Below are 13,195 nucleotides of genomic sequence, written 5' to 3' on the forward strand. Positions count from 1 at the left end.
CAAATGGTTGCAATTCTTAATAAACCATCTTCTCTGATCCATGAGATCCAACTTGAAAAAGTTGGCAATTGGAATTTGTTCAAATTCAGTGAATCTCTTCAACTGCGAATGGAAACCCTGCTAGAAAAGAAAAAAGCTGACCAACTCACTCCCGATGAACTTGCTGAACTGGATACGATTGGAGAGCTAGATCGTATTTTTACTCATATCAACGCAATGCTTGCTGCTCAAAATGCCAATTAGTAATGAACTCAAGCAGGCTATTCGAGAGCGTGCCAACTATGTCTGTGAGTATTGCCACTCTCCAGAACGGTTGAGTGCTAATCGGTTTACCGTTGATCATGTCGTTCCAAAATCTTTGGGTGGTTCTGATGCACTCGACAACTTTGCGCTTGCTTGTCGTCGTTGCAACGAAAGACGCTATAACTTTGTAGCTGGCATTGATCCAGAAACTCAGGACATCGTCCCCCTTTTTAATCCCCGTAAGCAGCAGTGGGCGGAGCATTTTGTCTGGCAAGATGATGGTGTTGTAATAGAAGGAACCACACCTATTGGGCGTGCAACTTGCCTGCGTCTTGATTTGAACGATACCCGTTATCCAGAGGAAGATTCTATTCGAGCAACCAGACGATTTTGGATACAAACTGGATTACACCTCCAGCAGGTGATCCGTGCCAAGCTTGAGGTAGTTTGGCTAGCAGCCAGCTAACATTACGTGGCAGCGGACGGAAAAAGGCTGCTGTGTGGCTCTCAAGGCTATCTGCCGCCGCTGCACTTCACCGTTAGCCCTCAGCGTTCTGGCTCTGTTAGCTTATCTGTAGGTAGGCGATTCGCCCCCAATTGCAGAGGTTCGGTTCTTCTAGCGCTCGGTCAACCCGAAAGGTCCCAGGTGCTTCTGAGTGAGCCGCAAAGGTGAAGTGGTGCTAGATTTGGGTCAGCCGTTCGAGGTTCCGAGAGGTGTCGGGGGGCGATCTCCGAAAGGGGTCGGTACGGGGAGATGAGGGGCGATCGCCCTCATCTTGCTCTTCATGCCCTTGGGCGCTAGCTTCGGCTTGGTGCCTCTGTCTGCCCGCTACTTTCCCTAGTTGGTGATGATTTTGATCAGCTATTGCCTACTCACCCAAGGCATTAAAATCTGGTACATGCAAAAGTTCAGAACCTGGCTATAGGGTATCTCTGGCCATAAGCAGTGTGAAAAAGTGAAAATTGGCCGATGAGGCAGCAACCTTGAACGCTATTTTTCCGGGAAAATTAGTTGACAGAAAAAGATTTTCAAGGCCATAATTGCAGATGGCGACGGATTGATTCTTTACTACCTGTCCGTTCATAATTCTCTCATTTTTGAGGAGAGTAACCCATGGAGGCTTCTGGTAGTAGTTGCCTTGTTGCAACTCTTCAGGAAACCATCTTGTCTGACGAAGACCCTGACCCTTATCCTGCACGTGATCTGGGGGCGATCTTTTTGATGAATCTGCCCAGCGTGACTCTGGCTTAGAGTCCTAGGTTCATCTCCTGATCGCCACTGGGCACGGCGATTGTACCGATAAAGGAGATGAATCATGAAAGGCTTTAGACCCCGACCTCGATAGCTAGTAGGCGATTCCAACCAGAACTGACGGTGAGCCAGTACTTACTGGGTAGGTTCATGGGAGGTTTTTGCTGGAATTGACAAGTTGAATAGAAATCACTTCCGTTTTGCGCTGATTGAAACGGCACATGGTCGATCGCAGGGATCAGTTGAGATCGATTTCCGCTGATCAATCATAGGTCATTTGATATAGCAACAAACTTTCCTTAGGACAGGTGGGCTGTTCAGGCTTGTAGTGAGGACTTAAGTCCTCACTACTAACGTCCTAACTGGGTTATGTATTGCTATAGCCAGCAAAAGCGGGCTGGTTTCTATTGAAAAACTTGCGATTTCTTCTGATTTCGATCATCCGTTTGCGATGTCAGAACGGGCTATTTTTTCATGTCTTGAAATTGAAAAATTAGCCTCCAGAATTGTGCTGCATTTTTCTATAAATTGGCTTTGGATTGCAAGCTTTAGCCGCTTAAGTGAGGTGAGTGTCATGTTCGTATTCTTTGAATTTGTGTTTGATCACATCGATGACGAGCTGGCAATTGTTTGTGGTCAGTTTCTCAAAGTCCTGTTTGGGCGCTGGATTGATGGCTAGATGAAGCGTTCGGCTACCCGAAAAGCAATTCGGGACGAGCAGCCTAGTGAGCTTTACCCGCTGCCCTTAACCTGATCGATGAAAACTTCACCATAAAGACACAAAGGGCACAAAGAAATTGCTCTGTGTTCTCTGGGTCTCTGTGGTGAAACCCTAGTTTTTTTGATCAGAGCAGACGAGTTTTGTCAATTAATCGGTTGTTTTGGACTGCTTGAAAATCTATCCCTTTAGCAAGAGGAGGCTAATCATGCGGAATGATCCTACCCCAGTCCGGCGTGGTCGGGGCAATGTCAATGAACGCGCCCTGGAAAGCGCCAAGCTGTCGCTGCGTGCCTTGGAAGAAGCGGGAAATAATATCGATCAGGTGTTGCGATCGCTCAACAGCAATCGTAAGGGTTTGACCGAAGCCGATGCCCGCGATCGCCTACGTAAGTACGGCAAAAACGAAGTTAGCCACGAAAAGCCACCCGCCTGGTATGTGCAACTGTTCAAGGCGTTCAACAATCCCTTTGTCTGGATCTTGGTGGTGTTGGCGACAGTCTCTTACGTGATGGACTATGCCCTAGCCGCCCCGGAAGACAAAAGCCTCAAAACTGTGATTATCCTGTCCATCATGGTGCTGGTGAGCGGCTTCCTGCGGTTTTTCCAGGAATACCGCTCCACCCAAGCGGCGGAAAAGCTGAAAGCTATGGTCAGCACTACTGCAACGGTGATTCGCCGCGATCGTCTGGAGGGTAAAGAGTACCGTCGGGAAGTGCCCCTCAGTGAGTTGGTGCCCGGCGATGTGGTGGCGTTGTCGGCGGGGGATATGATTCCTGCCGATGTGCGGCTATTGACCTCCAAGGATCTGTTCGTGAGTCAGGCAGTGCTGACAGGGGAATCCCTGCCCGTAGAAAAGTATGACACCTTGGGCAGCGTGGTGGAAAAACGGGCAGAAGTGCAGGTGGACTCCGATCGGGTGAGTGCGTTGGATATTCCCACCGTCTGCTTTATGGGCACCAATGTGGTCAGTGGCACGGCGACGGCGGTGGTGGTCTCTACGGGCGATCGCACCTACTTTGGTTCTCTGGCCGAAAACATTGTGGGCAAGCGCGTCCTCACTAGCTTTGAAAAAGGCGTTAACCGGGTTAGCTACCTGCTGATCGCCTTCATGGCGGTGATGGTGCCGATCGTCTTCCTCATCCAATGGTTTACCAAAGGCAGTCTTCTCGATGCCCTGCTGTTTTCGTTATCCGTTGCCGTGGGGCTAACCCCCGAAATGCTACCCATGATCGTGACCGCAAACCTGGCGCGGGGTGCGATCGTCATGGCGAATCAAAAAGTAGTGGTCAAACGCATCAACGCGATTCAGAACTTTGGTGCGATGGATATCCTCTGCACCGACAAAACCGGCACGTTGACGCTGGATAAAATCATTCTGGAGCGCCATGTGGATATTCACGGCTATGAGGATGACGAACCCCTGGAATATGGCTATCTGAACAGCTACTACCAGACGGGCTTAAAAAACCTGCTGGATGTGGCGGTGCTGGAGCATGTGGAGTTAAATACGGAACTCAAACCCGCAGAAAACTACGCCAAGGTGGATGAAATTCCCTTCGACTTTGTGCGTCGCCGCATGTCAGTGGTGGTGGAGCCGCGTGGGGGGCACTCAGAAGGCCAGCATGTGCTGATCTGCAAAGGAGCGGTTGAGGAACTGTTCAACGTTTGCTCCCATGCTAAGTATCACGGCGAAATCATGCCCATGAACGAGTTTGTGCGGATGGAAGGGCTACGGGTGACCCAAAGCCTCAATGAAGACGGCTTTCGGGTGATTGCGGTGGCCTATAAGGAAATCCCCATTCCCTTGGATAGGGTTCCCACCTACAGCACCAAAGATGAATGCGACCTGATTTTGGTGGGCTATCTGGCGTTTCTCGACCCGCCCAAAGATAGCGCAATTGAGGCGATCGCCGCCCTGAATGACAACGGTGTTGCCGTCAAAGTGATCACTGGCGACAACGATATCGTCACCCGCAAAGTCTGCAAGGAGGTCAATTTAGAGGTACAGGGAGTGCTGGTGGGCAGCCAGATCGAGCGCCTGAGCGATGAAGAATTAACCGCCCAACTAGATACCACCACCATCTTTGCTAAAGTCTCCCCCCTGCAAAAGGCTCGCATTATCCGCTTGCTGCGCGATCAGGGGCACACCGTCGGCTACATGGGCGATGGCATTAACGATGCCGCGGCCCTGCGGGATGCGGATGTGGGCATCTCGGTCGATACCGCCGTAGACATTGCCAAAGAATCGGCAGACATCATCCTGCTAGAAAAGAACCTCATGGTACTAGAGCGGGGTGTGATTGAAGGACGGCGCACCTTTGCCAACATTCTCAAATMCCTGAACATGACCGCCAGTTCCAACTATGGCAACGTGTTCAGTGTCATGGGTTCGAGTGCCGTACTGCCCTTCCTGCCGATGCAGCCCATCCAACTGCTGACCCAAAACCTGATTTACGACCTGTCCCAAACCACCATTCCCTTCGACAACGTGGATAAGGAGTTTCTCCGCAAACCCCAGAAGTGGAATGTGCCTAACATCGGGCGGTTCATGCTGTTCATTGGCCCGATTAGCTCCATCTTTGACTATGCCACCTACATCCTCATGTGGTTCGTGTTTGCAGCCAATACCCCAGAGGAAGTGAAACTGTTCAACTCTGGTTGGTTTGTGGAAGGGCTACTCTCCCAAACCCTGGTGGTTCATATGTTGCGGACGGCGCGGGTGCCCTTTTTGCAAAGCTGGCCCTCCCTGCCCGTGTTGCTCTCCACTGGCACTGCCATTATCGCTGGGATGATCATTCCCTTCACACCGCTAGGAGCAGGGTTGGGCATGGTTCCCCTGCCTGCCAAATACTTCATCTGGCTGTGGCTGATTCTCGGCTCCTACTGCCTGCTGACCCAATCCCTCAAGGGGTTCTACATCCGCACCTTTGGCAAGTGGCTGTAGGAGGAACACCTATTCTCTGAGAGTCAGCTACACAGTTCGTAGTGCGGACTTAAGTCCGTACTACAAGCTACACAGGTCGTTGGCACCCCTTCTAATAGTCGCTCTCGACTCATCGTCCAAATCCACTTCTATTCATCATTGGAGGTTTGTTCCATGCTGGTTTTAGAAAATGTTTGGGCAGCGCTCTTCGCCGTTGCGGCCATCTTTATCAGCTACTACGCCCTGATTTATTTCATCGTGGTGGTGATGATGAAGCAAGGAATGCCCCAACAGCGCCGCCCCCGCTATTAATCCAACTGGAACCACAAAGACACAAAGCGCACGAAGGAACGTTGTGTCCTCTGTGCCTTTGTGGTGAAAAATGTCTAGCAAACCCAGCTACGAACATGGGCTTGCCGATACAAAGCCTGCCAATAGCACGCCAGGGGCATTGCAATCGGTTCTTGTTCCTAGGTTGCCTTGGGTTTTCGCCTGGATTTTGTAGCCTTGCCCTCGGACTGGGCTTGCCGCTCTGCCCGAATCCGCTCTAGCAACACCGACGCAGGTTCATCATTGGGGTCTTGCGGCACCAGTTCCCCCCGAAACGCTTTGGCTAAGGTCGCCTGCTTTAATCTGTCGCACAACTTCACCGCTTTCTGGTATTCCTGCTCGATCTTGTCAATCTTCGCAAACCTCTCCTCAATCCGCCGCTGTTCATTGAGTGGTGGGAGTGGAATTGGAACTGTTGCTATGCGAGAAGCTGAGATTTCTTGGGTCTATCGGACTTGGTATGCCAATGTAACATGCTATACGAAATCTGAGATATGTAGCTACTTCTAACTGATCTACTAAACCTACCTGGAATTGAGGTTGAAGATTATACCGATGTTGCGGGAGAATTGATTCTTATAGTGGAAGCAAAGACAACCGAGGCGATTTGCCCACGTTGCCAACAAAAAAGTTGTCATTTACACCAGAATCATTGGCATCTAGTGCGAGATTTAAGCATCAGTGGACGAACCGTATTTCTTAAGATCAATCGTCGCCAGTTTACAGTGTCGAACTTGTGGTAAGCCATTCAGTGAAACGCTCGATTTCATCGGCAATCGTCGCAAGCAAACGGATCGATTTGCTCAGTCAATCGTGCAACAGGTTTTGCACAGCAACATTCATAATGTTGCAATTTCAAATGGTCTCACTGATGAAGAAGTATGGTCAATGGTACAGTATGTTAGTAAAAAAAACTCAACGTCGATGTGAGTTCAGTAAAACGATTAGCTATAGATGAGATTTCCTTACGTAAAGGACAAGGAGATTACATAGTTGTTTTGGTCGATTTAGAGCGGCGAATTCCCCTTGCCCCTTCTCGCAAGCAGGAAGATGTGAGGCAAGTGCTTGAGGCATGGGGAGCAGCAGTACTCAATCAAATTATTGAGGTGAGCATTGACCTATCTGGAAACTATAAAAGTTTGGTTCATAAACTTCTACCTAATGCTACGGTGGTTGCCGACCGATTTCATGTTATAAAAATTGTGAATCAGGAATTGGATAAGGCTCGACAAAGTATTTGTAAAGCGAATGAGCAGACGGTAAATGAAGTCCAGAAAGCCCAGATTGCAGCTGCGCTCAAACAAAGTAAATATGCGTTACTCAAGCCGGAGGAAAATCTAACTCAGAAGCAAAAAGCAAAACTGGAAGAAATTCGAGAAGTAGTGCCAAGTCTGGCTCGAATGTATCAGGAGAAGGAATCGTTTAGAGCCATCTTTGAGCAAGCAAAAGATTGGAAAGATGGAACCTTTCAATTGCTCGATTGGTTAGCTCAAGCTCAGGATTGTTTTCAAGAGAGCGTAAGAACAATTTGTCGGTGGTTTGGTGAAGTCACCGCTTATTTTGATAATCACACAAATAGTGGTGTTGTTGAAGGTATTAACAATAAATTGAAGCTGATCAAGCGGTCAGGTTATGGGTTCAGGAACTTTGACAATTTTCAGTTACGTTGCTTAATTTGCTGGCATTTAGCTATTGATTAAGCATAACTCGGACGATAGAGCCTATGATTTTCTAGAGATTTTGAGAAGGATAAGGTTTGGCGGACTCATCGAGACACCCGTTGCCTCAGGGTGTTCTTCAATCGCAGGCAATGACTCCCACATGTGACGAGCAGCCGTTTCATCCCGTGCTCCAATATACTCCCCCAATTTCATGAGAGTCTGCATCAATCGCTAGCCATACCCACTGTTTATTTCCCGTGCTACCCACAAACGACCATAACTCATCGCATTGAATGGTTAGCCGCCCTTTTTTTCGATGTCACCTACATATAACAGGGCACCGTCGCATATTTATCATTGACATAGGTTTGTAACCATCGGTCTGACACTTGGGCAGCACGGGCAATCCCCGCTAGGGGGACCCGTTCGAGTAGCAAGCGGTCAATCAATACACGAGTGTCTTGGTGAATGACTTTTTTGCTAGGTTGCTCAATGAACTGTCGTCCGCACTCATGGCATTTAAAGCGGTGTTTGCCATTGTGGATGTGGCCAGTCTTGACCGTGTGGGATGATGCACATCTAGGACAGACAGGTATAGAACCGTAACTTCGTCAAACCTTACTTCTCCATCGTTACATTTTTGGGACTACCGATCATCCTACTCAACTTCGCATAATTTTTTTTGGTAAAGCATAGATTACTGATAGCAATTGATCTGAGACTAGAATATTTCATGTCACTGCTTCTACATTTGTGAAAGGACGTATGAGTACTCTTCTAATCATTTTTTAAGATTTTTGAGATATATTGCTACTGCACATAAGAAGTCTTGGATCAAAATAAGAGGAGCTAATAGTATATAGATAACTGTTTCAGGTATGTTGCTCATTTTAATAAATTGAAGCATTTGATAAAGCCGTCTATAAATCACTCGAAAAGGTAACTTAATTATTTTTAGCATTATTTTTTTTGCTGTTTTTATAGCAAAATTGTTATTCAAATCAAAAAAATTGGAATCAATTCTTTTATATAAGAAGACTCCAGATACATTTCTTATTTCGACATTAGCCAATAATCTGTACAACAATAGCATATCTAATCCATATTGATCACCAGCAAGAATATCTAAAATATCTGTAGTTAAGTATGTTTTGGGATAAATGCCATAAATAGGATTGGCTTTTCCTAGAAAACTCGGTTCTAAGAAGTATTTAATTCGCCGAAGCATTTTTTGTCCAGTAAAGCTAAATTGGCGTTTATTGGCTGGATGTTGTATTTGTTGACTATTTTCATTAATAGTGATTAGCATGCCAAATGCAATGCACTGCCCTTCAACTGAAACTGGTAATAATTTTTCTATCCAATTCTTATCCCAGATATCATCCGCTGCAGCCCACATGAAATATTCGCCTAGCGCTTTATCTAGAACAAACTTAAAATTAGCTGATGCACCTAAATTTTGAGATTGACGAATGTATCTAACTCGGTGATCTTTTGCGGCGTACTCACGACAAATAGCTTCGGTATTATCTATTGAAGCGTTATCAGAAATAATGAGTTCAAATTCAGTAAAAGTTTGTGCCAATAATGAATCTAGAGCTTCACGTATATACCTAGCACCATTATATACTGGCATTCCGATGCTTATCTTGGGGTTCTCTCTTCCTATTTGGCTATTCATATCAGCATATGTTCAATATCACAAATCTTGAAATCTTTACCATAAGCAAAAAGTTTGTAAGAATCAAAAATGATTTTAATTTCATTGGCATATTCAGGAAACAATTCAATTAATTTAGAAAATGATTCTTTTTTAAGTAGATTAAAATTATTTAATCGATCTCTCCTCTTTCTAAAATCCAGTTTATATAGAGTTCCTAAAGCACCTGGCCATAATTTAGGATATCGTTTAAAAAATAAAACATTTTTTAGAACTACTCCACGTCCAAGACTTAACACAACTGTGCCGAATATACCATCATTAATTAAACCTTGCAAGCAATAGCAGCTTTTCAAAAAATCCTTCCTGTAAAAAGCGTAAACTATATTAGTTGCCAATGAAAGATGATGAAGCGACAAAAATGCAATTATACGCTTTTTACGGTCTTCTGATTCAATAAATTTAAAAATATGTTCACCTCTCTCTTTGCTACTTAGAGGCAGATGAATGCTCTGTAATTTAAAAGTTGGAAAAGCAAAACTAAAATTTGTGTTTTCAAGAGATTTTTTAGCTTGTAATAAATAATTACTTGACCATTTATCATCATATGCAGCCCACATGAAATATTCGCCTAGCGCTTCATCTAGAACAAACTTAAAATTAGCTGATGCACCTAAATTTTGAGATTGACGAATGTATCTAACTCGGTGATCTTTTGCGGCGTACTCACGACAAATAGCTTCGGTATTATCTATTGAAGCATTATCAGAAATAATCAACTCAAAATCAGTAAAAGTCTGTCCTAATAATGAATCTAGAGCTTCACGTATATACCTAGCACCGTTATATACTGGCATTCCAATGCTGATTACCGGTGGGATAGAAAACCACTTTCTTACTGAATTAGAATTACTCTTAGTCATGAATGGTCAAAAATTTTATCATCATCACTAATATCATTATACACTAATGTTGATCAGTATTTAAGTCTGTAAGGTGCTTAGAGACCAACAGAGGTGCGTATGACAACATATTCCTTGAATTTACGGAGCAGAGTTGTTATGATTTTTAAAAATATGTGTATATACAGAAATGCTGAAAGTTAGGTTAAGCGACCTAAAAAACTGAAAAAACAATCTCTCTATGTTAGCCTCATTTCCCACGCTTGTCAAATCTATCCTAGAGCAATTGACTCTGAATGATTCCTCTGTTCTGAACTCGTGTTTGTTCCTTCAACTCTGGTTAACCTTCATCTTGGACAAGGGGTTAACCGCATGAGAGACCTATTTTATCGACTACATCACACAGGTATCTCTCAACTGGAACTGAGCCATCACTGCTCAATCCTGCATTGGAGTTACGATTTTCTGCCGGAGATACTGGTATGAGTCGTGTGACTTGAAATACAAAGTTTTATGTCTGAATTCAACATTCCTGCGTATGATTATCACTCGTATCATTGGTGGTCTTGGTAACCAAATGTTTCAGTATGCAGTAGGTCGTGCGTTATCGATCTCACGCCGACTTCCACTGTATTTAGATATTTCAAGCTATAGACATTATAGGCGGCATCAAGGATTTGAACTTCAGTGCGTGTTTAACTGCAACGCATCACTTGCTTCCACTAAAGACGTGTATTCTATCCTTGGTTGGCGTGCTATGCCTATCATAAAAAACCTAATATCCCGCATTGACTTCAGCATTCTGCATACAGACTCATTTGTCGTTGAGCCTCATTTGCATTACTGGCCAGGTATTTGTAATGTACCAGATAGAGTTTATTTGCAAGGCTACTGGCAATCTGAAAAGTATTTTAGTGATACAGCCTCGGTCATCCGATCTGATTTCACCTTTAAGCAACCTATGTCAGCAGTTAATGCTGCTTGGGCGAAGAAAATATCCTCTTGTATCTCAGTAAGTTTGCATATACGACGCGGGGACTATGCTTCCCATGCGCGTACTTATGTCACACATGGCCTATGCTCTCTTGATTACTATCATGCTGCGGTAGGCTATATAGCTGAGCGTACTGGTGAACCCGAATTTTTTGTGTTTTCAGATGACACTAGCTGGGCACGGGACAACCTAAAATTGAATTATCGGTGCCACTACCTAGACCACAACCAAGGCAAGGAGAGCTACAATGATATGCGGCTCATGAGCCTGTGCCGCCACCACATCATTGCCAATAGCACATTTAGCTGGTGGGGAGCATGGCTAAACCCTTGTGAGGAAAAAATTGTAGTTGCACCAGCTCGATGGTTTGCTTCGGGTACTAAAATTGACCTGATACCTGAGGGCTGGGTTCAAATATGAGTTTCCATGGTCTAATTGTACACTCTGTTCACCAAACATCTTCTCCTACAATACTTTGGCTAATTTAAACACCGTACTGCATCTTGGAAAGAAGAAATTGGTACTTAATAATGTAATGTTTAGTGTAATATTGCTTCTATATTGATACGGATATTCCTAATGCAAAAAACTGGTTACTTTCTAGATGATATACCAAAGGTCTCTGTTGTTTTGCCGGTGTACAATGGGGAAAAATATCTTGAGGAAGCAATTACTTCTATACTGACACAGACATTTTCTGACTTTGAGCTGATCATTATTGATGATGGCTCGACAGATGACACCTGTTCTATTGCTAAGCATTATGCTGATAGCGATCCGCGTATAGTTATTGTTAGTCGGCAACACCGCGGACTAAGTGCTAGCTTGAATGAAGGGATTGACTTAGCACGCGGGGAATGGATTGCACGCATGGATGCAGATGACATTGCTTTACCAGACAGACTTTCAAAGCAGCTCAATCATCTTCAGCAGACGCAAGCTGATTTTTGTGGCGGAGGCATTGAATATTTTGGAAACTGGACTGCTCAGCGATTTTATCCCAACACCCATGAAGCATGTGGGATACAGATTTTATTTAGTGTTCCCATTGCCCATCCTACTGCTCTTGGTAAACGGTCGGCATTTGTAAAAATTCGGTATGATGAGAGGATTTTACATTGTGAAGATTATGACTTTTGGCAACGGGCGTGGTCTATGAAGTATCGAATGACGAATGTATCAGATATTATCTTACGGTATCGTATTCATGACTACCAAGTCTCTTCTTGCTACAAGGATGTTAGATCCCATGGGGTGAATCTTGTGCGAAAACGGCATTGGAAGGCGTGGTTACCAGAACTTGATTGTGATGCGCTAACACTGATTGTAGAAACCATTGGTAAAAGCCATGGTAAGACGGCTGATCTGATGCCAGCCTTAGTTAAGTTACTTGACCAGTGTTCAGGGGAATCCAAAGATATATTTCTATTTAATAGCTTTAGAACATTTTGTCGTCTTGCTGGTCATGACCCATTGGCAGCAAAAAACTGGTTATCCTTAGTTACATCTGGGTCAAATAAGTATCATGGTCGTGATATTTTAAGAGCGCTTGTGTTAATGATTCTGTCAATCACGCGCTTGAATGAAAACAGTAGCTTATCTCAGTATCTTAGGCGGTTTGGTGCAGGTTTGAATTCAGATTTTGTTTGACACTTGGGCACCGACGTTAGCATAGGTTGATACTTAGCTCCGTTGGTGATACAGTGTACACTCTTTAGATAGTCTTCCACCATGAGACAGGTGCTAGCCTCTCACCAAATGCTGTGTTATCCATTGGGGGTACTGCTGTCTGCTAGTGTGGCGATCGCCCCGGTTGAACCGCTTCATGCCAACGGTACTAGCAACCCTCAAGAATTACCCGTGTCCGTAGCAGCCGCGATCGCCATGCCAGTTGTGCTGAGTCGTGCAGTATTGAGCGAGGAACCTTCAGAGAGTGGCTTAACGGTTCCAAGTTTGTGGTGGGCCGTGCAGCAGTTTGGTGGCACCACCGTGCAACGCTGGCAAGCCTATCCCGCCGAAGAGGGCGTTGGTGGACGGGTGGATCTCTTTATTTCACCGCCGGCGTGGGGACGCATGTCGTACCTACAACGGTTTGCCTTGGTGAACCAGTTGGGTAACTCCAGCCGCAGCTTTGGCTATAACCTGATTCTGCGCGATCGCCGGGACGTGATCTACGGTGCCTACACCTGCTCCTTTACAGCCGTAGCACAACAATATTTACCCCACGCCATTGATGCCACCGGCAATCCAGTACCCCTGTTCTTACCCCAGACCGAACTCGACTGTAGCGTTTGGATTAACCCCAACATTCCCGTAAGCGTGTTTTAAAACAAGTGTTGGCTAGGCGTTCAAGGGACTGATTTTAGGCTATAATAGCTACGCTACGCGGATGTGGCGGAATTGGTATACGCGCACGTTTGAGGGGCGTGTGGCTTTGCCTTGCGAGTTCGAGTCTCGCCATCCGCATTGCTCATATTTACATAGAGCACGCTAAAAAAAGAGGCTGACC

At 45.3% G+C, this 13,195-nt stretch carries 13 protein-coding genes, 1 tRNA gene and 2 pseudogenes; 11 read left to right on the forward strand and 5 right to left on the reverse strand.

All coding sequences use genetic code 11. The annotated features are described in order from the left end of the window. The first annotated feature begins 3 nt into the window (after window positions 1-3). The 4 genes from L5220_RS03080 (at window position 4) to L5220_RS03095 (ending at window position 5,451) form a co-directional block, all read left to right on the forward strand. Window positions 4-243, forward strand: a complete 240-nt coding sequence (locus L5220_RS03080; RefSeq protein ID WP_499571520.1) for a hypothetical protein — start codon at window positions 4-6, stop codon at window positions 241-243. Next, entirely contained in the window at window positions 233-709 is a 477-nt protein-coding gene (locus tag L5220_RS03085; protein WP_499571522.1) for an HNH endonuclease, read from the forward strand. Before L5220_RS03080 ends, L5220_RS03085 begins: the two co-directional genes overlap by 11 nt. Before the next feature lie 1,712 nt (window positions 710-2,421). Further along, window positions 2,422-5,160, forward strand: coding sequence for a magnesium-translocating P-type ATPase (mgtA, locus tag L5220_RS03090; RefSeq protein ID WP_499571524.1), 2,739 nt, complete (start codon window positions 2,422-2,424; stop codon window positions 5,158-5,160). 153 nt (window positions 5,161-5,313) lie between these two features. Beyond that, window positions 5,314-5,451: a hypothetical protein gene (locus L5220_RS03095; RefSeq protein ID WP_499571526.1), complete on the forward strand. Its 138-nt coding sequence runs from the start codon at window positions 5,314-5,316 to the stop codon at window positions 5,449-5,451. A gap of 158 nt (window positions 5,452-5,609) precedes the next feature. Here L5220_RS03095 and L5220_RS03100 read toward each other — a convergent pair whose 3' ends face one another. Together L5220_RS03100 and L5220_RS03105 are read right to left on the reverse strand one after the other, a co-directional pair. Continuing rightward, complete coding sequence (locus L5220_RS03100; RefSeq protein WP_499571528.1) at window positions 5,610-5,783, reverse strand: hypothetical protein; 174 nt, start codon at window positions 5,781-5,783, stop codon at window positions 5,610-5,612. A 21-nt stretch (window positions 5,784-5,804) separates the two neighbouring features. After that, a pseudogene (locus L5220_RS03105) lies at window positions 5,805-5,906 on the reverse strand (restriction endonuclease subunit S); the annotation flags it as partial. 144 nt (window positions 5,907-6,050) lie between these two features. Here L5220_RS03105 and L5220_RS03110 point away from each other — a divergent pair. From L5220_RS03110 to L5220_RS03120, 3 genes are read left to right on the forward strand one after another with little or no spacing between them, the layout of a single operon-like run. After that, window positions 6,051-6,212, forward strand: a complete 162-nt coding sequence (locus L5220_RS03110; RefSeq protein ID WP_499571530.1) for a transposase family protein — start codon at window positions 6,051-6,053, stop codon at window positions 6,210-6,212. Next, window positions 6,151-6,399 carry a transposase family protein gene (locus L5220_RS03115; protein ID WP_499571531.1) on the forward strand — a complete coding sequence of 83 codons (249 nt, stop codon included), beginning with the start codon at window positions 6,151-6,153 and terminating at the stop codon, window positions 6,397-6,399. Before L5220_RS03110 ends, L5220_RS03115 begins: the two co-directional genes overlap by 62 nt. Then, entirely contained in the window at window positions 6,396-7,169 is a 774-nt protein-coding gene (locus tag L5220_RS03120) for an ISL3 family transposase (protein WP_499571533.1), read from the forward strand. The genes L5220_RS03115 and L5220_RS03120 overlap by 4 nt, the downstream gene beginning before the upstream one ends. 68 nt (window positions 7,170-7,237) lie before the next feature. On the opposite strand, the pseudogene L5220_RS03125 reads toward L5220_RS03120, so the two are convergent. From L5220_RS03125 to L5220_RS03135, 3 genes and pseudogenes are all read right to left on the reverse strand, one after another. Continuing rightward, window positions 7,238-7,726, reverse strand: a pseudogene (locus L5220_RS03125) (IS1 family transposase); the annotation flags it as partial. Window positions 7,727-7,911: 185 nt separating this feature from the next. Next, window positions 7,912-8,811, reverse strand: coding sequence for a glycosyltransferase family 2 protein (locus tag L5220_RS03130; RefSeq protein WP_499571535.1), 900 nt, complete (start codon window positions 8,809-8,811; stop codon window positions 7,912-7,914). Then, the gene (locus L5220_RS03135; protein WP_499571537.1) at window positions 8,808-9,713 is read right to left on the reverse strand and encodes a glycosyltransferase family 2 protein; all 906 of its coding nucleotides are present in this window, start codon (window positions 9,711-9,713) and stop codon (window positions 8,808-8,810) included. Before L5220_RS03135 ends, L5220_RS03130 begins: the two co-directional genes overlap by 4 nt. Window positions 9,714-10,230: 517 nt before the next feature. Between L5220_RS03135 and L5220_RS03140 the strand changes: the two genes are divergently transcribed. The 4 genes from L5220_RS03140 to L5220_RS03155 all read left to right on the forward strand — a co-directional run bounded on the left by L5220_RS03140 (window position 10,231) and on the right by L5220_RS03155 (window position 13,152). Continuing rightward, entirely contained in the window at window positions 10,231-11,106 is an 876-nt protein-coding gene (locus L5220_RS03140; RefSeq protein WP_448526538.1) for an alpha-1,2-fucosyltransferase, read from the forward strand. 159 nt (window positions 11,107-11,265) lie between these two features. Beyond that, on the forward strand, window positions 11,266-12,336 hold the full coding sequence (locus L5220_RS03145) for a glycosyltransferase family 2 protein (protein ID WP_499571539.1): 1,071 nt from the start codon (window positions 11,266-11,268) through the stop codon (window positions 12,334-12,336). Between the two features lie 108 nt (window positions 12,337-12,444). After that, window positions 12,445-13,014: a hypothetical protein gene (locus L5220_RS03150; RefSeq protein WP_099799470.1), complete on the forward strand. Its 570-nt coding sequence runs from the start codon at window positions 12,445-12,447 to the stop codon at window positions 13,012-13,014. Window positions 13,015-13,071: 57 nt separating this feature from the next. Beyond that, window positions 13,072-13,152: transfer RNA gene (locus L5220_RS03155), tRNA-Leu, on the forward strand. Window positions 13,153-13,195: the final 43 nt, after the last annotated feature.

The sequence above is a fragment of the Synechococcus sp. PCC 6716 genome (assembly GCF_022570815.1).
In the GTDB taxonomy this organism is placed as follows: domain Bacteria; phylum Cyanobacteriota; class Cyanobacteriia; order Thermosynechococcales; family Thermosynechococcaceae; genus Thermosynechococcus; species Thermosynechococcus lividus.

What these genes read in the sequence shown, in the direction of transcription:
- L5220_RS03095 (WP_499571526.1), top strand. Translation starts at nt 5,314, where the DNA reads ATGCTGGTTTTAGAAAATGTTTGGGCAGCGCTCTTCGCCGTTGCGGCC.
- L5220_RS03085 (WP_499571522.1), top strand. Translation starts at nt 233, where the DNA reads ATGCCAATTAGTAATGAACTCAAGCAGGCTATTCGAGAGCGTGCCAAC.
- L5220_RS03135 (WP_499571537.1), bottom strand. Translation starts at nt 9,713, where the DNA reads ATGACTAAGAGTAATTCTAATTCAGTAAGAAAGTGGTTTTCTATCCCA.
- L5220_RS03145 (WP_499571539.1), top strand. Translation starts at nt 11,266, where the DNA reads ATGCAAAAAACTGGTTACTTTCTAGATGATATACCAAAGGTCTCTGTT.
- L5220_RS03140 (WP_448526538.1), top strand. Translation starts at nt 10,231, where the DNA reads ATGATTATCACTCGTATCATTGGTGGTCTTGGTAACCAAATGTTTCAG.
- L5220_RS03150 (WP_099799470.1), top strand. Translation starts at nt 12,445, where the DNA reads ATGCTGTGTTATCCATTGGGGGTACTGCTGTCTGCTAGTGTGGCGATC.
- L5220_RS03130 (WP_499571535.1), bottom strand. Translation starts at nt 8,811, where the DNA reads ATGAATAGCCAAATAGGAAGAGAGAACCCCAAGATAAGCATCGGAATG.
- L5220_RS03080 (WP_499571520.1), top strand. Translation starts at nt 4, where the DNA reads ATGGTTGCAATTCTTAATAAACCATCTTCTCTGATCCATGAGATCCAA.